Raw genomic sequence first — 23,174 nt, 5'->3', positions numbered from 1 at the left:
GGATTCCCGCGCCTTTCGCAAGGCCCTTTCAGAATAGCACGTTTGCCAACCCACACAAATGTGGTACGATTTTCTGTGTGCCGCGTTCCTGTTTTCCGTAATCGTTAAATCTCTGGCAAGCTAACCCCTTTAAGATAAAGGGAGAAGTGGGCCGGGTATCTTCACATTCACGCCAAAACCATACGACAAGCGGTCAAATCATGACGTATCAGCTTAACCGCATCACCATTCTGGTTGTCGAAGACAACCAGCCGATGCTGGAAATTACCAAGGCCTTGCTGACCACCTTTGGCGTTGGCACGGTGATCAGCGCCCCGAACGGCGAATCCGGTTTTGACCAATTTTGCAAATATAACCCGGACATGGTCATTGCCGACTGGATGATGAAGCCGGTGGACGGCATCACCTTCACCCGCAAAATCCGCAATGATCCAAAAAGCCCGAACCCGTATGTGCCCGTGATCCTGATGACGGGGTTCAGCGAACGTCGCCGCGTGTTGCAGGCCCGGGATGCGGGTGTTACCGAATTTCTGGTCAAACCGTTTAACGCTCGCGATTTGTACAAACGTCTGGCGCAGGTGATTGAACGCCCACGCCAGTTTGTGCGCTCGGGCAATTTCTTTGGGCCTGATCGTCGTCGTAATCGCGCAGCCCCGAGCGGCGTTCATTCCGGCCCATTCCGCCGCGATACAGACAACCCGAGCGCCGTTCTGATGCAATCGATGCGTCAGCAACAGGTGAATGATGCGCATGAAAGCCTGCGCCGTATCCGCGAAAATGCCGGTATGCGCAAAGGCGACCGTTTTGATTTACGTCCCGAAGATATTGATTTTATTTAAGCGTTAAGCGGAAGGCCGACCATGGACAACAACGCCAACACCCCGCATTTTTCTCAACCCCAACGTCGCAAAGCGGAGTTTATCCGCCCACCAAACCTGCTGAAAGAAAAAGTCGGCACGGGCGGCATTGGTGATGACATTCTGGAGAAAGCGCAAACCCTGCTGGAAAACAACCCGGTTGATTTTGCACCGCTGGCGGAAATTTATCTGGCCTCCCTGATGAAGGGCATCGACCGTGTCAAAGCCCGCAAACCCAGCGATGACCCGGAAGAATTAATCGCCGGCGTGATCTATCCTGTGATGCAGCTAAAGGCCAATGGCGGCATGTTCCATTACGCCTTGATCACCAGTATTTCCGACCGTCTTGTGCAATTCCTGGAGGTCATCGAAAACGCTGACCCCGACGCCATGGAAATCGTCACCGCCTTCCACGCCACCATCCGGGCCATTATTCTGGGTGGTATGACGGGCCATGGCGGAAAACAGGGGGACGAATTGATCGACGCCCTCAACGATGCCTGTGCCCGGTATTTTGACAAACATCCGGAACGGCATGGGGTGGATTTGGATTATATCAATCGGGTTTAAATCACCAATCGTCACCCCGGCGAAGGCCGGGGTCTTCATCCCTTATGTCTGGAAGATCCCGGCCTTCGCCGGGATGACAAATAACGGTTGCGCTTAAAACGTCGGAATCTCTTCCTTCAATCGCGGGCCGATGCGAACTGCGCCTGCATTTTTAGCCCAGCCGTTGCGATCATCCGTTTCAACGAATAACCCACACACTGTAGCTTCGCCATCCGTCGGGGCGAATTTTTCCGTGTACATTTTGCGGATGAAACGGCCAATGGGAATGTCTTTGCGCACGCCAATAATACTGTCGTAATCGCCGGTCATGCCCGCGTCGGATTGGTATGCAGTGCCGCCGTTGAAAATTTGTACGTCTGCCGTGGGCACATGGGTATGCGTGCCGACAACCACCGACACGCGACCATCCAGATGGTGACCCATGGCCATTTTTTCACTGGTCGCTTCGCCGTGGAAGTCGAGCAGAATAGCGTTCACGCCGCCCGGCCCCATGCGGTAAGAATTGATCAATTCATTCATCGCCACAAACGGGCAATCCAGCGGGTCCATAAAAATCCGCGCCATGGCATTGACGACCAGAATGGTGCGTCCATCGGGCAGCGTGTGTTTATACGCCCCCTTGCCCGGTGTGCCCTTTGGAAAGTTCAGCGGGCGCAACAATTTCGGATCACGGTCGATATAGGAAATAATTTCGCGCTGGTCCCACACATGATTGCCCGTGGTGATGACATCGGTGCCAATCCCGTAAAATTCTTTGCAGATGGATTCGGTAATGCCAATGCCGTGCGCGGCGTTTTCGCCGTTCACAATCACGACATCGGGTTTCAGCTTTTCCCGCAATGTCGGCAAATGCTTGGCCAGCGCATCACGCCCTGTTCGTCCGTACACATCACCGATAAATAAAATACGCATTGTTGATTCTTTCTTCTTAAGCCGTAAAACGCCGCACCGTGCGCGGTGTAATCATGTAATCCAGTTTCTGGTCGTGGTCTTCGACGGGCAGGTTGAACAGCACCGCCTGCTCCGCATATCCGTACCCAACGGCGATAACATCTTTCATATCGCGGTAATGGCGCAGCGTTTCATCATAATATCCGCCGCCATATCCCAAACGGTTTCCGCGCTGGTCAAAAGCCAGCAGCGGCACGATGAAAATATCCGGGTCAATAAAAGCCGTATTGGCATCAATGGGCGGTTGTTTCAATCCATACGGACCATCAACCAGCGCGTCACCATCGCCCCACGCAACAAAGCGCAACAGCCATTCATCCTTCATCACCACGGGCAAGGCACAGATGATCCCCGCAGCTAGCAGCCGTTCCATCAATGGCAATGTATCGAATTCGCGCCCCTTGGGCCAGTACAGGGCGATGATTTGGCCCGGCTTCGGCGCGATTGTTTCCATGAACAAATCGGCTGCCGCATCGGCATCCCCGTCGACCAGATCAATCCGGTCACGGTGGCGCTTCGCTTCGCGGCGCATACTATCCTTGGGATTGTCAGTCATGAGAAGGATCAGGCGTCAGAAAGTGAAAAGAAAGGAGCAAAAGGTGCCAGACGAACCGTGCACATGCATCTTATCCGCTACTGGCCCAACTCACCAGGTTGGGCACCACATAACCAGACCACGGTCCGGACAGAGGCAGCACCCGCGCGAAAAGACTATCGGCCCGAGGGATTAAGGTGTACTCGAGAGCCCCAGCGGTCCTTTTGCCTACCTATGATTATAGAAGAAAATGGCGAAAAACCATAACTTTCTAAGGGATCAGCCCGTTTCACCGTAAAAACAGGCAATTAGAGCCCTCGGGCATCGCCCGCAACTCTTCTCAGGGGGTGTTCCGGGGGGAGTAAGGCTCCAATTTGTCCTTTTTCAGGATAAACATTCTGACATGCGGCGGCTCCATCGGCGGGCGGTCACGGCATTCCTGAGCCAGTTGGGCGGCGTCTTTATGTCCCGCCGCCGCAGCGATTTCGAACAGGAAACCCGCTTGTTTTTGGGTGGTTCCATTCAGGGACGTGCCAGCCAAATGCAGCGTCATCAAACCAAGGAGCGCTTTGCCCAACGCAAACACATCATCCGGGCCGCCCGTGCGCGCTTTGGCAATGCAATTCGATAAAAAAAGACGCTCTTGGCCCTGATAGCATTCCAGAATGGGGAAGCTATCCATGCGCAGCGTGTTCAGGTCAGAGAAATCATAGATATCACGTTTCGGTTTGACCGGTTCCGGGGCCTCAACGACAGGGGCCGCGGGTGCAGTTCGCACTGCAGGCTTTTCAGCAGCACTGTTATTAAAAAACGCGCGAATACGATTCCATACAGACATCGTTGGATCCTGCCCTTGCGGTGTTTAAGAAAAAATTGGTTAAATCTTCTGCAAACGCGCCGCAACGGATTCAATGCGGGCGGCCAGATGGTTGATTGCATCAACGACCTGACGTTCCTCTTCGGAATCCATTTGGGCGGCGTGGGCCATTTCCTGCTGGTGCTGGGCGGCCATTTGCGATTGTAACGCCCCGCGCAGATCATAAACCTCATCCGCCAGAACCAGCGCCGTCAGAACCAGCAAATGCGGTTCGTTGGTCGCCGCGCCGGCGGAGGCGATTTCGCGCATACGGGCGTCAATATACTTGCCCAATTCACGCACGCGGGCTTCTTGCCCGTCATCACAGGCAATGCCGTAGGATTTACCATGAATGGCTAGGCTGACCTCGGCCATGTTCTTAACCCTCTTTCAGCAATTCTTCGACGCGGCTGATGGCCACGTCCAGTTTGCGCGCCAAAACGGCAGAATCCAGCGTCACAACGGTGCCACTGGTCCGCGGTTGCGGAACGCTGAACAAATCCGGCTGGCCGGACTTTTTCGAAGCAACGCTTTTGGTTTCCTTCTCCCGGCGAGCCATATTTTGCTCCAGCCGATCAATCACATCGTCAAGGCCACTCAAGGCATTAAGGATCGCTGTGGACACGTGAAAGCCCCTCTAAATCGTCTCAAAAAACGGTAATACAACACCCGAAAACCGGGCCATTATCAGCCTTCCAGCCGCTGGGTCAAGACCGGGCGGACGTTGTCCACAATTGCATCCACAGGCCTTTTCCTCCCCCCTTTGTCATTCCCGCGAAAGCGGGAATCCAGAGGACCGGGACAGTTTTGCGCCACTTGGCCCTGGATTCCCGCTTTCGCGGGAATGACACCATGATATGAAGGCCAGATATTGACCCGCCCCTATCCCCCCGGCATTGTATGTCCACACTTCACCAAACGAGGCCCCCAATGACCCAAGCGAGTGCCAAAATCATGACGAACGCCACCCCCGATTTGAAAACCATGTCCAACGCCATCCGCGCTCTGGCTATGGATGCCGTGGAAAAAGCCAACTCCGGCCACCCCGGCATGCCGATGGGTATGGCCGACGTGGCCACGGTGCTGTTCACCAAATTCATGAATTTTGACGCCAAGCATCCGGAATGGGCCGACCGTGACCGCTTTATCTTGTCCGCCGGACACGGGTCGATGCTGCAATACGCCCTGCTCTACCTCCTCGGGTATGAGAAGATGACGCTGGACCAGATCAAGAATTTCCGCCAATTGCACGCCATCACCGCCGGCCACCCGGAAGTGATGCCGAGCGCAGGCATCGAAATCACCACCGGCCCGCTGGGCCAAGGCATTTCCACCGCGCCGGGCTTTGCGCTGGCCGAACGCATTTTGAATGCGCGGTTTGGGGATGATCTGGTCAATCACTGGACCTATGTCATCGCCTCCGACGGCGATTTAATGGAAGGCATCAGCCACGAGGCCTGCGCACTGGCCGGGCACCTGAAACTCTCGAAATTGGTCGTTCTGTATGATGATAATGGCATTTCCATTGATGGCCCGACATCTTTGTCTTATTCCGACGATGTGACCAAACGCTTTGAATCCTATCACTGGGATGTGCAGACGGTTGACGGGCACGACATGGCCGCGATTGAACACGCCATTGCCCACGCCAAAACAACCGACAAGCCGAGCATGATCCGTTGCAAAACCAAAATCGGTTTCGGCGCACCGACGAAAGAAAACAAATCATCGTCCCACGGATCACCGCTGGGCACGGATGAAATTGCGGGCGCGCGTAAAAACCTCAACTGGCCGCACGCGCCGTTCGAAATCCCGGACGACGTTCTGGCCGCATGGCGCGATGCTGGCCGCCGTGGCGCCAGCAACTATGCCGCATGGAATGAACGTCTGGACGCGTCCGCGAACAAGGGCGCATTCCTGAAAACCCTGTCCGGCGATGTTGCCAAAGACATTGCCCCGCTGGTCAATGAACTGAAAAAACAATTCGCCAGCGATGCCAAAGCCGACGCCACACGTAAAACATCGGGCAAAGTGCTGGAGAAGCTGGTTCCGGCTGTCGCTGAACTGATCGGCGGTTCGGCGGATTTGACAGGTTCGGTGATGACCCAGATCAAAGGCCCGGCCAACATCACCCCCGGCGATTATAACGGCCAGTACATCCATTACGGGGTGCGCGAACACGGCATGGCCGCGATGATGAACGGTATGGCCTTGCATGGCGGAATTATTCCGTATGCTGGCACGTTCCTGTCCTTCGCCGATTATTGCCGTCCGTCCATTCGTTTGGGTGCGTTGATGAAACAACGTGTCATCCATGTGATGACGCACGATTCCATCGGCTTGGGCGAAGATGGCCCGACGCACCAAGCGGTGGAACATCTGGCCGCCCTGCGCGCTATTCCGAACACGTACACGTTCCGTCCATGCGACGGCGTGGAAACGGCGGAATGCTGGGAACTGGCGATTAACAAGGCGGATGCACCGTCCATCATGGCCCTGACACGTCAGAACCTGAAAGTCCTGCGCACCACGCACACGGATGAAAACCTCTCCGCCCGCGGGGCGTATATTCTGGCCGATGCGAAAGATGCCAAGGTCACGATTTTCGCATCCGGGTCCGAAGTTGAAATTGCGATGGATGCCAAGGAAAAACTGGACGCCGCCGGAACACCGACCCGTGTCGTGTCCGTGCCGTGTCTGGATTTGTTCATGGAACAGGACAAGGACTACTTCATGTCCTTCGTCTGCAATGACACGATCAAGGTCGCGGTCGAAGCCGCCATCCGCATGCCATGGGACCGCCTGATCGGCCCGCATGGCATCTTCGTCGGCATGTCCACCTTCGGTGAGTCAGCCCCGGCGGAAGTTCTCTACAAACATTTCGGCATTACGGCTGAGGCGGTTGTGGAGAAGGTGCAGGCAAAACTCTCAAAATAAACCCTCTCCCCATGGGAGAAGGAATGCATTCCCGGACACCCGCGTCATCCCGAACGAAAGTGAGGGATCTCATCTTCACACACAAGATGAGATCCCTCGTCGCTTCGCTCTGTCGGGATGACAAATCTGTTTATGGCTGGGGCATTTGTGGCGTGGGTGCTGATGGCACACCGATACCCGCCATAACGCCCTTCAAAAACGCCTGAACATGCGGGTCATGCACATCATGACCCGCATTGTCTATGATGGTTTCGCCGTTGGTGGGTGTGCCAATATAATCATTGGCCCCACGAATGAATTTGGCGTTTTGCGGAACGGGAAGTGTGGCTCGGAACGGAACACCGAAATTCTGATCAACCATGTTGGCGAAAACGACACGGTTGGCGATCAGGCGGTCCAACGCGGCCCCGCTGACGTTGCAAGGGCCGAAAACGCGTTCATACGCCAATGTTACATCGCGTTTTTCCTGCGCCGTCCCCCACAACAGGTAGGTATTCGCGGCCAGAACGGCAAAAAACGCCCCTTGCGGACCAAAATTGGCGCAGAATTTTTTCCATCCATCAGGGTATTGTTGCTGGCTGCGCTGGTAATAGCCTTCCAGCTCTTTTCGTCCGCCCATAAACGCGCCATAGAACACGATGTCGCGCACATTTTGCGGGTATTTATTGGCGTAAAGCGCACACACAGCCGCCCCGGCGGACCAACCGAACAAGCTGACCTGCCCTACCCCCAGATGGGTACGCACGGTTTCAATGTCATCGGCCAGATTGGGATACAGGTTTTCCTTCACGCTTCCCGCCGGGGTCGACAGGCCAACGCCGCGCGCATGAATGATAATCACGCGCTGTGACGACAAATCCCACATCGATAATTTTGACGTATCAAACACATTCCCGGAATTTCCATGCACCATGACAAAGGCAGGCGCGTCGGCGGGGCCATAGGATTCAAAATAAATCCGGTGCCCTGAACCATCGGCGGCATCAACCATACCGGTGTGCGGAAATGCGTTTTTCATCTGTCTTATACCTTCACAAAACGGAACAGAATTTTCGTCTGGCTGTAATAGTTCAGTTTGTCGATCAGCTTTGGGTAGTACACCTTGTCATCCGGCTCCACGGCGATGAACCCATCGCTGCGGAACTGTTTGGCCTCGACCGCGAACCCGTTCGCGGCAAATGCGCCCGCGTAATCATCCAACGCGTAATGCGGCACAGTGATGTTCGAATAATCGCTGATCGCCTTGTGCCATTCGGCCCAATGGGGGTTATCCGTATGGCACCCCGTGGCGGCGTAATACACCCCGCCCGGCTTCAAAACCTGCGCCATGTCTTTGGCATGGGCGTGTAAATCGGGCAACAAATAAATGACCTCGTGGCTGAAGGCCACGTCGAACGTGCTGGCCATGCTGGACAGTTGGCTGGAATGGTAAAAATCGGCCGGGGCGAATTGGTTCCGCGCGCGGGCCTTGGCCAGTGACCCTTCGGCAATATCCACACCCACGGCCCGGGCAAATGGCAAAGTGTTGAACAGCATCTGGATAAAACCACCCTGGTTACAGCCAAAATCCAGAATGGTTTTATGGCGCAAATCCCGCTCGCGCACATGGCCGATCATGGTTTGCCAATGGTGCATATGGCCGGGAACCATGCGGTCTTCCTCGGCTTGTGACGTGGTCCATGTATCTAATTTCGGTGCTGTGCTCATCAAACGCTCCTTAGGCAATAATGCAAATCATTCGCATTTAGATACCGGACTGGTCAAGTCCCATTTATAAGGCACCCCCTTAAATATTCGCCCCTTGCCCCGGCCCCGGCGCGGGTTTATCTAAAAGGGGCGGAATTCCACACCCTTACAACAGAGGTATAGATTATGACAACATCCGTCGCTATCAGCGGTTTTGGCCGTATTGGCCGCCTGGTCCTGCGCGCACTTTATGAATCCGGTCGCAATGATCTGGAGATTGTCGCCATCAACGATCTGGCCGATTTGAAAACCAACGCGCATTTGTTGAAATATGACTCGGTCCATGGCCGCTTCCCGTTCGACGTGGAAACGCAAGGCAATGACGTTCTGATCGTCAACGGTCACAAGATTAAATGCGTACAGGTCCGCGACCCCGCTCAATTGCCTTGGAAAGATGTTGGCGTTGATGTTGCGTTTGAATGCTCCGGCATTTTCACGAAACGTGATGATGCGGCCAAGCATTTGTCTGCTGGCGCAAAAAAGGTCCTGATCTCCGCCCCGGCAACGGACGAAGATATTACGGTTGTGTACGGCGTGAACTCCGACAAGCTGACCGCCGATCATAAAATCGTGTCCAACGCATCCTGCACCACCAACTGCCTCGCCCCTGTGGCATCCGTGTTGCACAACGCAATCGGAATTGAACATGGGTTCATGACCACCATTCACTCCTACACCGGCGACCAGAACATTGTGGACTCCAACCACAAGGATTTGCACCGCGCCCGTGCCGCCGCTTTGAACATGATCCCGACATCCACCGGAGCCGCCAAGGCCGTTGGTAAAGTTTTGCCGGAATTAAAAGGCAAGCTGGACGGCGTGGCCATTCGCGTGCCGACCCCGAACGTGTCGCTGGTCGATTTCAAATTCGTCGCCAAACGCGCCACGACGGTGGAAGAAATCAGCGAACTGATCAAAGCCGCCGCCAACAGCAACCAGTTGAAGGGCATTCTCGGCTACTACACCGACGAACTGGTCAGCGGCGATTTCAACCACGACCCGCATTCATCCATGTTCGCCATCAACGAAACCAAAGTCATCGACGGCACCATGGTGCGCGTGATGGCGTGGTACGACAATGAATGGGGTTTCTCCAACCGCATGTTGGACACAGCCGTGAAAATGGCCAGCCTGTAATACTGGGCCAGATGAACAGACAAAAACGGCGCCGAATATGGCGCCGTTTTTATTTACAAGGCGTGCCCCGACCTGAGGCGTTTGTGGAACGCCTTCACATCCCGGTCAATCTCTTCATCGGTATAAAGAGAAGATTTTTGGATTTTTTCCGCCTTGCTCGGAACGGATTCCTGCTCGATTTCGCCCAACGCAATCGCATTGAACCGCAATGTTAAATCACGATAATCCGGAAGCTCTACCTTGGGGGACTCCTCCGCCACAGCGGCGCACGAATGCATATGAAACGCATTTTTCAAATCTCTTAAAACAGTTTCTAAATGTATAAATCCCTGAGCCAGAAACTCTGCCTTATGCGGGGAAAGAATAAATTTATGCATAGAATTTTTCTGGCCTTCTTCAAAGCCAATACGCTCCATCATCTTGTCAATATCGCGCACCAAAGAATGCGCAAACAAGATCGAATCCGCAGATAAAAAATCTGCCACGCGCGCCTGATAACCACTATAGAGAAAGGCCGCATGATAGCTTAAAAAACCCACGGCCATATTCCGCAGACACTCATTTTCATCCACCAACTCCGGGCGGCAATCTGCCAAATCCAACATTTTTTGCACAAGAGGAAGCGTTTCCTTCACGCTTTCTCGCATCCCATCGACCGTGAAACGATGCCTTTTATCCCAAGGCAACGGTGTCTTCGATGTCTGCGTATACGAAGGCACCATGCGGCCACCCTGGTTAAAGATTTGGCCATAAATATGTTTTTCGCAGTTCATGATCGATGCGGAAAGGCCTTGGGCCGTCGCGTAGACAGAAGAAAAATATTCAAAATCTTTCATCCGATCACCACTCCGCCGATCAGATTCAACGTCCAGCGCTGGAAAGGAAATCAAATTTAAAACAGGCGCCTTCTTCGCCATTTCCGCCTCATACACCGCAGCCGCGAATTTCAGCTCGCTGGCCGGGTATTTCCCATCGCGCACAGGTTGCCCATTATGCGTAAAACTCGGGTGACCGTTGACATCAAAAACAATGCCTTCATTGTGCGCAAAATCGATAAAATGGGACCCGGTTAAATCCTCAACCACCTCTTCGCGCAAAGAATGTGCGCTTTGCGCATTTGTTCCAAATTCAAACAAAGCCATTTTATGCAGGGCACGCATAACGCACACATGCTCTTCCAAAGTCATTGATGATTGGACCGGAACCCGCCCCTGCGCGTCCGCATTTTCGGACAAGACCGGCAAAGCCCGCCCGTCGGCAGCGGAAATTTTCCTGACCGTCCACTCGTCCGAATTGTTAGACGTTAATGCAAAATCGGCTTGCAGATATTCGTCCGGTTGATCAGGAAGCGACAGATTTTTAAAGGCGCGCGTGCGGAATGATTTTTTTGATCCCGCTAAAAAATGTTCCTCCTGCGCCGTCAGCTCCCACAGCTTGACCACGGGCACCTCCGGTGCCGGCAAAGGCAGAGGTGCCGGCACAGCCTTACCCCCGCCAAACAGGCGCTTCAAAAACCCCGACTTTGTATCGTTCATAGAACCGCCACCATTGGCCATGTCCGCCCCCTTGAATAATAATAAAAAATCTCTGGGCTATAACCCCAATTACAGATCGAGCCTATGGCTATGGCGATACGCCTTTTTGAATACAAAATCGTTCCGGGCGTCTTTCTTGCGTGTAGCGGCATTAAACTCCGACGCCAAATTACGATAATCCGGCAATTCCAATTTTGGTTTCTGCCCTTCCAGTACCGCAAGCGATTGCCTGTGAAACACATCGCGCAGGTTATTCAAAGCATCACCTAATTTTACCATTCCATTGGCGATGACTTCTGGTTCGTGCGGTTGCATGATAAAGGCACGAACAGATTTTTTCTTTTCATCATCAAAGGAAAAAGCATCCATCAATGTATCGGCTTCACGCGCCAAAGACTGCGCAAATTCTACCGTATCCAGCGCCAAAAATTCCTTCCCATAGCATTGGTAACCGCTATAAAGAAACGCCGCGTTATGAACCATAAAGCTTAAAGCACTGTTTCGCAGAACCTCGTTTGTCTCGACCTCTTCCGCATAAACATTGGCAAGATCAACCAGTTTTTGCACAGCGATGATCGCAGATTTTACACCGGCCATCATCCCCGCCACATCAAGTGATTTTCTTTCTTTCCACGACAATGGTGACGGCGAGGCTACAAGCCGCTCGCCTGCAAAAAAACCACCAGAATCAAATAAGGCCTTAGACACCGCCCCCCAATAATATATTTTATTGTTGCCAACACTCTTCGCAACATCACCCGCAGCGGCCTGAATGGATGCAAAGTGTTCAAAGTCCTTCATCGGATCATCGGACTGCGGTTTGGAATGAATTTCCAGCCGGGCTAGATCGATCAGGCGGACAGCCGCTTGCTTCTCTGCCACAATATCTTCGTAAACTTTGGCCGCGAATTGCAATTCACTGTCCGGATATGTCCCATTCCGAATGGGTTTTCCTTCGCTGGTCAGGCTGGGGTGGCCATTGACGTCGAAAATAATATGTTCACCATGCGCAAAATCGATGAAGTGCGATCCGGTTAAATCTTCGGTCACTTCCTCACGTGTGGAATGCATGCTGTGCGCATCCGTTCCAAATTCAAACAGGGCCATTTTATGCAGCGCCCGCATCGCGCACACGCTGCCTTCCAGAATCTGGGATGTTTTGGCCGAAACTTTTCCCTGCTCATCCGCACCGACGGATAAAGCAGGCAACGCCCGTGCTTCGGTCACGGTTACTTTTGTGATGCGCCATGAATACGTGCTGTCTCTGTAATCCGCTTCCAGATATTCATGCGGCTGGTTTGGCAAGGCGTGATTTTTAAACGCGCGCGTGCGGAATGATCGTTTGGACTGTGATTTGAAGGTTCCTTCCAATTCGGTCAATTCCCATGGCTTGACCACGACTTCAGGTGTTCTCGGCCATGGTTCATCAGGCGTCACACCTGCGGGCAACTGCTTAACAGAAGAAGGCCCAGAGAGAGCCAGAGCCTGCTTGTCATTGTCCAGACCGATGGCTCTGCCGAGGACGGTGTTCTCTGCTTTCGGGAATCTAAAAAACCGTTTGAAAAAGCCGGGCTTTTTCTCTTGGGGTGGCTTGTCGCCAGAATCGAAAGTTACAGCCATGAAAGCGTCCCTCAAAAATATTTGCCAGAATGTACGCCCTTGCGCATGAATATGTCAAATATAAACACACCCCTTCAACGGAACGATTTTCCCTTTAAAATCAAAGCCCTCCATAAAACACGCCTCGCAGAAACACATTCTTAGACATTTACCCCCAAAATGGTGTTCAATAACCGGGATTTACGGTGAAAAGGCGCACATGACGCAAGCGATGGACCCAAAGGAAAAGGCCGAGCGGATCGGCCATATTATCGACCATCTGGTGGATGCACTGGGCGGGGAACCGGCCTGCACCCTACGCCGGGCGGTTATTCTGGCGGACATTGACCAATTTCCGGGCACGACCCAGGCCGAGATCATGGAGCGTCTGGGCGCCCATAAATCCGCGCTGAATCGTGATATTGAATGGTTGTACGACTATGGCTGCATCATGCGCCAGCAATCGGGCCGGGATGGGCGGGAAATCCGCCTGCATATCGCCGGTTATGCCAAGAAAAACATGGATTTGGCGCTGGATTACTTCGAAAAATCGCATAAAAGCTTGAAAAACTTCCTGATTCACTATATCAATCTGTTCGGTCAGCACCGCCCCACTCTGCGGGACGCCAAGATTGTCGCGACTGTCGGCAGTCTGAAAACGGTGAAACGCCAAGATGTTTTTGATGTTTTGTATAACGGGCCGCTGACCACGGACAACCGGGCTTTAAACAACCTTATTGCCTCGGGAATCCTGCAGAAGACCGGAAATGATTGATTTGGAACGATGACAATAGGACTTGAGTTTACAGCACAGTTTGAGGCCGCATTCGATGCCCTCCCGTCTCCGGTGGTTGATCCCAACGTGGCGGCGCTGACTCTGGACTTTGGCGCGGACGGATCATCCGGTGGCGGCTTTGGCTTCTCCTTTGGTGGATTCAGCTTTGGCGGTGGTGGTTCCTCTGATGGTGGCGCGGCCCCGTCGGGTGGCGAAGGCGGCGGCGGTGGTCCGGCCCCGGCACCGTAATTCCGGTAAAACAGAATTTTTCAAAAGCCCCGCGCAAGTTGGGGCTTTTTGTTTGGCCGCGCGGGTTCTATAGTTTTCCCATCATTGCATTTGAAAAAGGATCACATCATGGGCACCACGAAATTGAAACCCGGCGTTGTTACGGGCGCGGACTATCTGGCTTTGGTTAAGGCCTGCAAAGACGGTCAATACGCCCTGCCCGCCGTCAACGTGGTTGGCACCAATTCCATCAACGCCGTGATGGAAGCCGCGGCGAAGAACAAAGCCGATGTGATCATCCAGCTGTCCAACGGCGGCGCGGAATTTTACGCGGGCAAGGGATGCGCCGACAGCTTTAAAGCCAAGGTTCTGGGCGCCGTATCCGCCGCCCGCCACGTCCACATGATGGCCGAACATTACGGCGTGTGCGTCGTCCTGCACACCGATCACGCGAACAAAAAATTGATCCCGTGGGTTGAGGCGATGATCGAACATGGCGAAGCGTTCTACAAAGAAACCGGCAAGCCGCTGTTCTCCTCCCACATGGTGGATTTGTCCGAAGACGATTTGGACTTCAACCTGTCCGAATGCGCCCGCCTGCTGAAACGCATGGCAAAGATTGATATGAGCATTGAGATCGAGCTGGGCGTGACCGGCGGTGAAGAAGACGGCGTCGGGTCCGACGATGTCGATAACGATAAACTCTACACCCAGCCGGAAGATGTTCTGCGCGCCTATGACACATTACTGCCGCTGGGTCATTTCAGCATCGCGGCCTCGTTCGGCAACGTGCATGGCGTGTACAAACCGGGCAACGTCAAACTGCGCCCCGAAATCCTGAAAAACTCCCAAGAGCTGGTCCAGAAAACCCACAACACGGCGGCCAACCCGCTGGATCTGGTGTTCCACGGTGGTTCGGGGTCGGAAAAGGACAAGATCGCGCAATCGCTCGGCTATGGCATTTTCAAGATGAACATCGACACGGATACGCAGTTCGCGTTCTCGGAATATGTCGGCAAATTCGTCGAAGCCAACGCCAAGGCGTTCAAGTACCAGATCGACCCGGACGACGGCACCCCGTACAAAAAACAATACGACCCCCGCAAATGGCTGCGCGAGGGCGAACTGGGAATCATAGCCCGTCTGGACGAAGCCTTCACCGATTTACGCTCCGCCGGGAAGTCATTGGCCTGTGGGGAATGCGATTCAAAGGTGAAGTGCGCTTAGGCCCACAAGACTAACACATTGCAAACAAACGGTTTTTTATAAAAACCTAGTGACCCTGACCCCGGCGAGCCGTTTTAGGTGCTTTTTTCCGAAAAAGTACTTGAATTGCTGGGGTATTAACGATAAAAAGTGCGCCTGATTTATAGGAGATACGCCATGAAGGCCGACATACACCCGGACTACCACGAAATCACAGTCGTGACGACCAAGGGCGAAGAATATTCGATGCGCACCACCTGGGGCAAACCGGGTGACGTTATGCGTCTGGACGTTGATTGCTACAGCCACCCGGCTTGGAGCGGCGGCGCACAGAAAATTACCGAACGCGGCGCGCTGGACAAATTCTCCAAGCGTTACGCAGGTTTCGGCCTCAGCGCAGAAGCTGGCGACAAGAAATAATTTCTGTAGCGATACGACATACAAAAGCCGCCCATTGGGCGGCTTTTTTGTTTTTAGTAAAGCTCGTTTAAAAGATGAAGCGCTTGATATGTCGCCAAAAAAAACATTAGCAATGAGAACTGCATAGATAATGGATGCGCGTGATAGGCTACATTTGCTTTCCAGCCTTCTTCTTCAGATCGTAAAATATGAGCCGCAGCAAAAAGAACGGCCGATGAAAACATGCCCGCAAGGTACATATACAAAAATCTTAAATCTAAGTTTTGTTCACCAGCCCCAAAACGATCACCATTAACAACGGCTGTAACACAAATAGACAAGGCAATAGGGTTACACAGAGATGTCCAAAGAACAGCGAGCTTCGAAAAATCAGTGTCCCCAGACCCATTAACATCTTTAAGCATACCCGCGTGCCCTATCTAGCTTAGCCTTCACAGCCTACGCCGCTTCCAACTGCTTCAGCGCCGCGGACAGTTTCGTCCGGGTGGTTTCGGCGGTTTCTTTGCGCTTGTGCTGTTCTTCAATAATCTCCGCCGGGGCATTATCGACGAATTTCTTGTCGGACAGCTTCTGCTCGATCTTTTCAATGTCGGATGACAGCTTCTCGATCTCTTTGCGCAGACGGGAGCGTTCTTTGTCCAGATCGATAATGTCGGCAATCGGCATAATCAATGTGGCTTCGTTCACCACCGTCTGGATCGAACCCGCCGGAACGGACTGGCCATTGAACGTTTCAATGGTTTCCAGACGCGCCATGCGCTTCAGAACGTCATCGTAGGATTTCAGGCTGCCCTGCGTACCCGCATTCGCATCCTTGACCAGCAGGCGGATTTTCGCCGCAGCCGGGACGTTCATGTCGGCCCGCACGCTGCGGATTTCGGTGATGAACTTGATCAGCCAGTTCATTTCCGTTGTTGCATCCGCATGCGTAAACGATTCCGGATATTCTGGCCATTGCGACGAAATCAACGCCGTGTTCAACGGACGCTCAGCCAGAGCCGTGTACAGCTCCTCGGTAATGAACGGCATAATTGGATTCAGGATCAGCAAAATCTGGTCCAACACCCAGCCGGTGGTTTCACGGGTTTCTTCGGCCTGAACCTTGTCATCGCTCGACAGGATCGGCTTGGTGAATTCCAGATACCAGTCGCAGAACGTGCCCCACACGAATTGGTACAGAGCATTGGCGGCATCGTTGAATTTATACGATTCAATCGCCACATTCACCGCTTCCGTCGTTTCCTTCAGCGCGCTGATGATCCATTTGTTCGGCGTCGCCGTGGCGTTGGCGGGGTTATAGTTGCGCCCAGCCGTGCAATGGTTCATCTGGCAATACCGCGCCGCATTCCACAATTTGGTGGCAAAGTTGCGGTATGTTTCCACACGGTCTTCGGACAGTTTAATGTTCCGCCCCTGCGTGGCCAATGCGGCCAACGTAAAGCGCAGCGCGTCCGCACCGTATTTTTCAATGGTATCCAGCGGGTCAATCACGTTGCCACGGGTTTTGGACATTTTCTGCCCCTTCCCGTCCAGAATCAGCCCGTGCAGATAAACGGTTTTAAACGGCACATCCCCCATAAAGTGAATGCCCATCATCATCATCCGCGCAACCCAGAAGAAGATAATATCGGCGGCCGTGGTCAGCACATCACCCGGATAATATTTGTTCAGTTCCGGCGTCTTGTCCGGCCAGCCCAGTGTCGAGAACGGCCACAAAGCGGAGGAGAACCACGTATCCAGAACGTCTTCATCACGGGTCAGCGTTACACCATCGCCAAACTTCGCCCTGGCTTCGGCATAGGCTTCCTCTTCCGTCTCCGCCACAAATACGGACCCTTCGGGGCCGTACCATGCGGGGATTTGGTGTCCCCACCACAATTGGCGGGAAATACACCACGGCTGGATGTTTTCCATCCAGTGGAAATAGGTGCTTTCGGACGATTTCGGAATAATCACCGTTTTGCCCGAACGCACGGCCTCAATCGCTGGCTGGGCCAGCGTTTTGGCATCGCAATACCATTGTTCGGTCATGAACGGTTCCAGAATGACGCTTTTGCTTTTCTCGTCATACGGAATGGCGTGGGTGACGTCTTCGATCTTGACCAGCAGGTCTTGGGCTTCCAGCTCTTCCAGCAATTTCTTGCGGGCTTCGAAGCGTTCCATGCCTTGATATTCTTCCGGCGCGTTTTCGTTCAAATGCGCGGTGCGGTCGAAGATATTGATGAATTCCAACCCGTGGCGTTTACCGATTTCAAAGTCGTTGAAATCGTGCGCCGGGGTCACCTTCATCGCACCGGTTCCAAATTCCGGATCGACATAATCATCGGCGATAATTTTAATCGGACGACCAACGATCGGCAGGATCGCGAATTTGCCAATCAAATCCTTGTACCGGTCATCGTTCGGATTCACGATAACCGCCGTATCACCCAACATGGTTTCCGGGCGCGTCGTTGCGATGGTAATAAACCGTTCCGTTTCCCCTTCGATCGGGTAACGGATGTGCCACATATGGCCCTTGCTTTCCTTCATCTCCACTTCCAGATCGGAAACGGCGGTCTGCAATTTCGGGTCCCAGTTGACCAAGCGGTTGTCCTTGTAGATCAGCCCTTCCTTGAACAGCTGAACGAACACGCGGCGCACGGCGCGGTTCAGGCCTTCGTCCATGGTGAAGCGTTCGCGTTCCCAATCCGGCGATGTGCCGAGGCGGCGGAACTGGCGCGTGATCGTGCTGCCGGAATATTCTTTCCATTCCCACACTTTTTCGAGGAATTTTTCGCGGCCCATTTCGCGGCGGTTCAAACCTTCGGCGGCCAGATTGCGTTCAACAATCATCTGCGTCGCAATCCCGGCATGGTCAGTGCCCGGTTGCCACAGGGCATCGCGCCCCTTCATCCGGTAATAGCGGGTCAGGATATCCTGTAACGTGCCGTTCAGCGCATGGCCGAGGTGCAGGCTGCCCGTGACGTTGGGCGGCGGCATCATGACAGCAAAGGGAGTCTTGTTGCTTTCCGGATTGCATTTGAACACGCCGGATTGTTCCCACAATTCGTAATGTTGCGCCTCAACCTTTTCAGGCTGAAATGTTTTTTCCAGCATGGATCGTCCCCGTGCAGAGTTGTACAAAAAAACCAGTAATTTCTGATGATTGTTTTAGTCGTCTAAAGCGCGCTGGGCAAGCTTTTCCAGCTCTTTTTGGACCATTCGATCGATCATTGGCGGCAGATTGTCATCCAGCCACTGACGCAGCAGCGGTTGGAGCATATCGCGGACAATATCCTCGATCGTCACGCCTTCCGCTGTCTGGCGACGGCGGTCTACGGCGATGTTGTTGGCCAGACGCGCAAAACCCGCAAACGTGGCAGAGGCCGCAACCTCACCCAAAACGGATTCTTCATCGATATCCACTTTAGGCATAGAAACAGGAGCCGGTGCGGGCTTCGGTGCCGGTGGTGGAGGCGGCGGTGGCGGAGCCGCAACAACGGGCTCCTCCTCTACGGCGTCTTCCATGTCGATAATCGGTGCCGGTGCTTCCGGTTCTTCTTCAGGAATGGGATCTTTCAGTTCGAGAACATCGTCCTTCTTCGGCGCGGCCTGCTTCACAGGTTCCGGTGCCGGTGCGGGCGCAGGTTTCGGCTCTTCCTTCACAGGTTCGGGCGCTGCGGCTTGCGCAGGTGTACCATCCTCATCATCGTCAGAAATGATCTGACGAATGGAGGCCAAAATTTCCTCGATTGAGGGTTCCTGATCTGGGGCGGTCGCGTTCATTCAGCGCAATATTCCGTAAGATGTTTCACAAAAATTTATCTCTGTGAAATCAGTTTCTTACATTGCTCCACCCTTGTCAAAGGCCGTTATCGCCGTGATCCACCGTATTTTCTGTATCCATAGAGAAAACACGGCTTGTTATGTCATCCAAATGGGCATCATAGCCAGGCATGTGGTTGAGTTCTGGAAAACCGAGCGAATCCGGGGTCAGCGTGCCAACGGTCGAGGCCAGGAAATACTGGGCCACAACTTCGTCCCGCTGGGCGGAAACCAGAGCCGTTTGCGCATCCAGATATTCTTGGTCCGCATCCAACGCGTCCAGAATGGTCCGGGTGCCCAGTTCGGCTTCCTGCTTCACACCATCACGGGCAACGCGCGTGGCAACGACCTGTGCTTCACGCGAGGTGATTTCCGCACGAGCGGCGGCCAGCTCTTCCCAAGAACTGACAGCCTGTTGGCGAGCCAGACGGCGCGCTTCGCTGATTTGCATCAGGCGTTGGCTTTCCGCGTGCTTGGCCTGACGGACGCGCGAGCGCGTTGCGCCTGCTTCGTACAGCGGAACGGTCGCGCGAATACCCACAGCGGTGTCTGATGTATCATCATACAGACCCGGGGACGGGTCCCACGCCTGGTTCCATTGTGCGAACAAACCCACTTCCGGCAGCAATTCACCAAAGACGCGGTCAATATCATGTTCCGCCGAGTTGCGCAGGAATTCAGCCGCAACAACGGACGGGTTATCGGTTTCAGCCTGCGACACGGCCGCATCACGCGATGCCGGGATGGCGACTGTCACTTTCGGATAAGCCAGACGGCCAGCGGGCATGCCCACAACCTGTTCGTAAACGGCCAGGCTGGAGCGCAACTGGCCAATCGCGTTGGTCACGCCGGCTTCGGCTTCGGCCAAACGGGCTTCGGATTGCGATACGTCGGTGCGGGTTACATCACCCACATCGAAACGCGCGCGGGATGCTTCCAACTGACGCGCAATCACTTCACGGTTGTTGACGGACAGATCATACAGCGCTTGATCACGCAACACGTTCATATACGCGGTGATGACAGAGATCATCACGTCCTGTTCCGTTGCCTTCAGGAAGGCGCGTTGCGCCAGAATTAAGTTCTCGGCGCTGTCGGTCGATGCAACCGTACGGCCACCACGATAGAGCGGCTGTTGAATATCCGCCCCAACACCTTTTTCCGTTGAACCATCCGGCTCACCCGAACCATCCAGCCACGTTTTGGTCACGCCAGCATTGGCATTCGCGGTCGGCTTCCATCCCGCTTGTGCCTGCGGCAGATTTTCCTGCGTTGAATACAGCTCTTGGCGCGCGGCGCGGATGGTCGGGTTGTTGTCATACGACCAGCGCAAAACAGCACCCAGCGTTTGTTCCGGAGCCTTGCTGTCGGCTGTCTGAATGGTATGGATATTGATATCCATGTCTTCGGTTCGTTCAGCCTGCGCCGCAGCCACACTGCTCAGGCTCTCGCCACTAGAATCCTTAGATACATCAACGTTCGACGCATCTTTTGACACAGTGCCCGGCACCGTCGCGCCGCCCATATAGGCATCATTCGCACCGGACGAATGCGTCACAACCGGTTCCGATTTTGGCTTGCTCACACCAGACGTTCCCGGACCGTCCAGGATCGGCGCCATGCCGACACCCGGTTTCGGCGTGTAATCCTGCGCGCTGGCCGCGGCCAAAGGCGTTGCAATCATCAACGCCATTACACCAGTCAAAAACTTATTACGGTTACGGATCATTTGCGCAGGTCCTTCTTGGTTTGGTCCAAAAGTTGAATATCGTTTAGAAAACAAAATCGCGCCGCGGTTCAAACCCCGGCAGGTACGGCATGCTCGCGTCGAACACTTTGGTGGTCGAATATTTTTCATTGCCAACACGCTGCACGATCACGGCATGGCCGGGTGCATTCGCGTTGGGTTTCAAAACAGCCACCAATCGCCCGTTCACGGACAATTGCGCCACAAAGATTTCAGGAATTTCTGCAACCGCACCATTCATGACAATCAATGAATACGGCGCGTGTTCCGGGCACCCTTCGGTCGCGTCGCATGTGATGGGCGCAATGTTGCAATAATCGCACGCGGCCCACGCATGACGCGCCGCATCCAGTTGACCGGGATGGGATTCCATCGTCACCACCGTGGTGGCCAACAACGACAACACCGCGGACGAATATCCCGTGCTGTCGCCAACATTCAAAACAACGTCATTGGCATTGACCTGCGCGGCCTCGATCATGCGCGCCAGAACGGCGGGCTCGATCAGCACGCGGCCATCGCCCAGCGGAATATCTTCATCAATATAGGCAATGCCCGCCAGATGCGGCGGGACGAAAGCTTCGCGTGGGACAATCCGAAACGCCTCCAGAATGGCGGGTGTAATCACCCCCATTGTGTGGATCTGGGATTCAACCATCGCGCTGCGCGCCTGAGAAAAGTTCATCGACAACACCAAGAAACTTAAACGTTAGAAGAAACAGAACAGAAACGGTCCCGAACGGGCCTCTTCCTTTTTACTCTATCACCGACTCGCTGACCAGCAGTTTTCCACAGGTTAAACATAACGCCAGCAACCACTTTGACTTGTATTCCACATCTCCTTCACTGCCTTGCCCGACCGTGCGTGTCAATTTGCGACATGGCTTTGAATACGCCCGTGAACAGAACCAGTATTAACATAATGCAGAATTAGCAAAAATCTAAACCAATCAGTTTATGTCCGCATAAACTACGCCACCGGATGAATCCGTCAAGCCCCTCCTTCGCAAAATCGCCTTTCGCGGAAAACCAACCATTGACGCCCCGCAGAACTTCGGGCATATCCCTAGCCCTGACGCATATCTTTGGGTGGCGCGGTGGCCGAGTGGCTAGGCAGAGGACTGCAAATCCTTGTACGCCGGTTCGATTCCGGCTCGTGCCTCCAAAGATGCGTTAGATTCCCCACACGTCCCCGTATTGCACACCGCCTTGGATCGGATAAGATCACGGGCATGCTGTCATTTTATTCCGCAGATCATAAGAAGATTAAAAAAGAAGACCTCGCCGATGCCCTGCATGACGGGGTGCTGTGGGTCGATATGCTGCAGCCGGACGCGGCAGAGGAAAAACTGGTCGAAGACGCCCTCGTCCTCGACGTTCCCACAAAAGAAGACATGAAGGCCATCGAGCTTTCAAACCGCCTGTACAAGGACGAAGGCGCCCTGTTCATGACGGCCACTTTGGTCGTTGGCACAGACACACCCGCACCCTTGCTCAGCCCGGTCAGCTTTATCCTGACCAACCACAAGCTGATTACCGTGCGCGATCACGAACCGAAAGCGTTCCAGCTCTTCTCCACGCGCGCCCAGCGGTCCCTGCCCCGTTGCAGCAATGGCGAAGATGTTTTGATTGGCTTGCTGGAAACCATCGTGGACCGCCTGTCCGATCCGCTGGAAAATGTCGCCAATGAAATCGAACGCATTTCGCACGAAATTTTCCGCAACGGCACGGGCAAGAAAAAGACCGATTTCAACGAAGTTTTGCGCATCATCGGCCAGAAGGGCGATTTGAATTCCAAGGTCAAGGAAACGCTGCTCAGCCTCGACCGCGTGATCAGCTTCCTCACCTACAATATCGACAAAAACACCCTCAACACCGAGATGAAACACGGCCTCGCCAGTCTGGAGCAGGATGTTCGCGCCCTGACCGACCATGCCTCCTTCCTGTCCAACAAAATCAATTTCGTGTTGGAAGCCACATTGGGCATGATCAATATTGAGCAGAACACGATCATCAAATTCTTCTCCGTCGCGGCGGTCATCTTCCTGCCGCCGACCCTGATCGCCTCCACCTATGGCATGAACTTCCACTTTATGCCGGAACTGGACTGGCCCTTCGGCTATCCCATCGCGCTGATCGCCATGCTGATGTCGGCCATTTTACCCTACCTTTATTTCCGCCACCGCCGATGGCTGTAGGCTTTCCAGCCCCTCCGCACCCGCCCAAGAATATGAAAACTGTTAATAATTTGATTTTTTGTAAAAAAGG

The 23,174-nt window shown here is 53.9% G+C and carries 23 protein-coding genes and 1 tRNA gene; 10 read left to right on the top strand and 14 right to left on the bottom strand.

Annotated features, from left to right (window positions below):
* Nucleotides 1-200 precede the first annotated feature (200 nt).
* Both ACSC94_RS03585 and ACSC94_RS03580 read left to right on the top strand, forming a co-directional pair.
* Entirely contained in the window at nucleotides 201-839 is a 639-nt protein-coding gene (locus ACSC94_RS03585) for a response regulator (protein WP_435641693.1), read from the top strand.
* Between the two features lie 21 nt (nucleotides 840-860).
* Nucleotides 861-1,427: a hypothetical protein gene (locus tag ACSC94_RS03580; protein ID WP_435641692.1), complete on the top strand. Its 567-nt coding sequence runs from the start codon at nucleotides 861-863 to the stop codon at nucleotides 1,425-1,427.
* 93 nt (nucleotides 1,428-1,520) lie between these two features.
* Here ACSC94_RS03580 and ACSC94_RS03575 read toward each other — a convergent pair whose 3' ends face one another.
* The 5 genes from ACSC94_RS03575 to ACSC94_RS03555 all read right to left on the bottom strand — a co-directional run bounded on the left by ACSC94_RS03575 (nucleotide 1,521) and on the right by ACSC94_RS03555 (nucleotide 4,394).
* On the bottom strand, nucleotides 1,521-2,339 hold the full coding sequence (locus tag ACSC94_RS03575; protein ID WP_435641691.1) for a TIGR00282 family metallophosphoesterase: 819 nt from the start codon (nucleotides 2,337-2,339) through the stop codon (nucleotides 1,521-1,523).
* A gap of 16 nt (nucleotides 2,340-2,355) precedes the next feature.
* Nucleotides 2,356-2,934 (bottom strand): 5-formyltetrahydrofolate cyclo-ligase, encoded by a 579-nt coding sequence (locus tag ACSC94_RS03570; RefSeq protein WP_435641690.1) that lies wholly within the window; start codon nucleotides 2,932-2,934, stop codon nucleotides 2,356-2,358.
* Nucleotides 2,935-3,253: 319 nt separating this feature from the next.
* On the bottom strand, nucleotides 3,254-3,751 hold the full coding sequence (locus ACSC94_RS03565) for a hypothetical protein (RefSeq protein WP_435641689.1): 498 nt from the start codon (nucleotides 3,749-3,751) through the stop codon (nucleotides 3,254-3,256).
* A gap of 39 nt (nucleotides 3,752-3,790) precedes the next feature.
* The gene (locus ACSC94_RS03560; protein ID WP_435641688.1) at nucleotides 3,791-4,144 is read right to left on the bottom strand and encodes a cell division protein ZapA; all 354 of its coding nucleotides are present in this window, start codon (nucleotides 4,142-4,144) and stop codon (nucleotides 3,791-3,793) included.
* A gap of 4 nt (nucleotides 4,145-4,148) precedes the next feature.
* Nucleotides 4,149-4,394: a hypothetical protein gene (locus ACSC94_RS03555; RefSeq protein WP_435641687.1), complete on the bottom strand. Its 246-nt coding sequence runs from the start codon at nucleotides 4,392-4,394 to the stop codon at nucleotides 4,149-4,151.
* A gap of 305 nt (nucleotides 4,395-4,699) precedes the next feature.
* On the opposite strand from ACSC94_RS03555, the gene tkt reads away from it, so the two are divergent.
* On the top strand, nucleotides 4,700-6,706 hold the full coding sequence (tkt, locus tag ACSC94_RS03550; RefSeq protein WP_435641686.1) for a transketolase: 2,007 nt from the start codon (nucleotides 4,700-4,702) through the stop codon (nucleotides 6,704-6,706).
* 130 nt (nucleotides 6,707-6,836) lie between these two features.
* On the opposite strand, the gene ACSC94_RS03545 is transcribed toward tkt, so the two are convergent.
* Complete coding sequence (locus tag ACSC94_RS03545) at nucleotides 6,837-7,724, bottom strand: alpha/beta fold hydrolase (RefSeq protein ID WP_435641685.1); 888 nt, start codon at nucleotides 7,722-7,724, stop codon at nucleotides 6,837-6,839.
* 5 nt (nucleotides 7,725-7,729) lie between these two features.
* On the bottom strand, nucleotides 7,730-8,413 hold the full coding sequence (locus ACSC94_RS03540) for a class I SAM-dependent methyltransferase (RefSeq protein WP_435641684.1): 684 nt from the start codon (nucleotides 8,411-8,413) through the stop codon (nucleotides 7,730-7,732).
* Nucleotides 8,414-8,578: 165 nt separating this feature from the next.
* On the opposite strand from ACSC94_RS03540, the gene gap reads away from it, so the two are divergent.
* Complete coding sequence (gene gap / locus ACSC94_RS03535; protein WP_435641683.1) at nucleotides 8,579-9,589, top strand: type I glyceraldehyde-3-phosphate dehydrogenase; 1,011 nt, start codon at nucleotides 8,579-8,581, stop codon at nucleotides 9,587-9,589.
* 53 nt (nucleotides 9,590-9,642) lie between these two features.
* Here gap and ACSC94_RS03530 read toward each other — a convergent pair whose 3' ends face one another.
* On the bottom strand, nucleotides 9,643-11,145 hold the full coding sequence (locus tag ACSC94_RS03530; protein WP_435641682.1) for a hypothetical protein: 1,503 nt from the start codon (nucleotides 11,143-11,145) through the stop codon (nucleotides 9,643-9,645).
* Between the two features lie 48 nt (nucleotides 11,146-11,193).
* Nucleotides 11,194-12,744: a hypothetical protein gene (locus ACSC94_RS03525; protein ID WP_435641681.1), complete on the bottom strand. Its 1,551-nt coding sequence runs from the start codon at nucleotides 12,742-12,744 to the stop codon at nucleotides 11,194-11,196.
* 199 nt (nucleotides 12,745-12,943) lie between these two features.
* On the opposite strand from ACSC94_RS03525, the gene ACSC94_RS03520 reads away from it, so the two are divergent.
* From ACSC94_RS03520 to rpmE, 4 genes are all read left to right on the top strand, one after another.
* The gene (locus ACSC94_RS03520) at nucleotides 12,944-13,498 is read left to right on the top strand and encodes a MarR family transcriptional regulator (RefSeq protein WP_435641680.1); all 555 of its coding nucleotides are present in this window, start codon (nucleotides 12,944-12,946) and stop codon (nucleotides 13,496-13,498) included.
* A gap of 9 nt (nucleotides 13,499-13,507) precedes the next feature.
* Nucleotides 13,508-13,747 (top strand): hypothetical protein, encoded by a 240-nt coding sequence (locus ACSC94_RS03515; RefSeq protein ID WP_435641679.1) that lies wholly within the window; start codon nucleotides 13,508-13,510, stop codon nucleotides 13,745-13,747.
* 108 nt (nucleotides 13,748-13,855) lie between these two features.
* Nucleotides 13,856-14,953: a class II fructose-bisphosphate aldolase gene (gene fbaA / locus ACSC94_RS03510; RefSeq protein WP_435641678.1), complete on the top strand. Its 1,098-nt coding sequence runs from the start codon at nucleotides 13,856-13,858 to the stop codon at nucleotides 14,951-14,953.
* A gap of 156 nt (nucleotides 14,954-15,109) precedes the next feature.
* Complete coding sequence (gene rpmE, locus ACSC94_RS03505; protein WP_014102706.1) at nucleotides 15,110-15,352, top strand: 50S ribosomal protein L31; 243 nt, start codon at nucleotides 15,110-15,112, stop codon at nucleotides 15,350-15,352.
* 53 nt (nucleotides 15,353-15,405) lie between these two features.
* On the opposite strand, the gene ACSC94_RS03500 is transcribed toward rpmE, so the two are convergent.
* The 5 genes from ACSC94_RS03500 to ACSC94_RS03480 all read right to left on the bottom strand — a co-directional run bounded on the left by ACSC94_RS03500 (nucleotide 15,406) and on the right by ACSC94_RS03480 (nucleotide 21,591).
* The gene (locus tag ACSC94_RS03500; RefSeq protein ID WP_435641677.1) at nucleotides 15,406-15,756 is read right to left on the bottom strand and encodes a hypothetical protein; all 351 of its coding nucleotides are present in this window, start codon (nucleotides 15,754-15,756) and stop codon (nucleotides 15,406-15,408) included.
* Nucleotides 15,757-15,790: 34 nt separating this feature from the next.
* Nucleotides 15,791-18,451 carry a valine--tRNA ligase gene (locus ACSC94_RS03495; RefSeq protein ID WP_435641676.1) on the bottom strand — a complete coding sequence of 887 codons (2,661 nt, stop codon included), beginning with the start codon at nucleotides 18,449-18,451 and terminating at the stop codon, nucleotides 15,791-15,793.
* Nucleotides 18,452-18,505: 54 nt separating this feature from the next.
* Nucleotides 18,506-19,120, bottom strand: a complete 615-nt coding sequence (locus ACSC94_RS03490) for a DUF2497 domain-containing protein (protein WP_435641675.1) — start codon at nucleotides 19,118-19,120, stop codon at nucleotides 18,506-18,508.
* A 76-nt stretch (nucleotides 19,121-19,196) separates the two neighbouring features.
* Entirely contained in the window at nucleotides 19,197-20,888 is a 1,692-nt protein-coding gene (locus ACSC94_RS03485) for a TolC family outer membrane protein (RefSeq protein WP_435641674.1), read from the bottom strand.
* 43 nt (nucleotides 20,889-20,931) lie between these two features.
* Nucleotides 20,932-21,591 (bottom strand): protein-L-isoaspartate O-methyltransferase family protein, encoded by a 660-nt coding sequence (locus tag ACSC94_RS03480; RefSeq protein WP_435641673.1) that lies wholly within the window; start codon nucleotides 21,589-21,591, stop codon nucleotides 20,932-20,934.
* Nucleotides 21,592-21,997: 406 nt separating this feature from the next.
* Between ACSC94_RS03480 and ACSC94_RS03475 the strand changes: the two genes are divergently transcribed.
* Both ACSC94_RS03475 and corA read left to right on the top strand, forming a co-directional pair.
* A tRNA-Cys gene (locus tag ACSC94_RS03475) sits at nucleotides 21,998-22,071 on the top strand.
* Between the two features lie 67 nt (nucleotides 22,072-22,138).
* Nucleotides 22,139-23,104, top strand: coding sequence for a magnesium/cobalt transporter CorA (corA, locus tag ACSC94_RS03470; protein WP_435641672.1), 966 nt, complete (start codon nucleotides 22,139-22,141; stop codon nucleotides 23,102-23,104).
* Nucleotides 23,105-23,174 lie beyond the last annotated feature (70 nt).

The organism is Micavibrio aeruginosavorus (assembly GCF_051245535.1).
GTDB lineage: Bacteria > Pseudomonadota > Alphaproteobacteria > Micavibrionales > Micavibrionaceae > Micavibrio > Micavibrio aeruginosavorus_D.
This window is presented reverse-complemented; position numbering and strand designations above follow the sequence as displayed.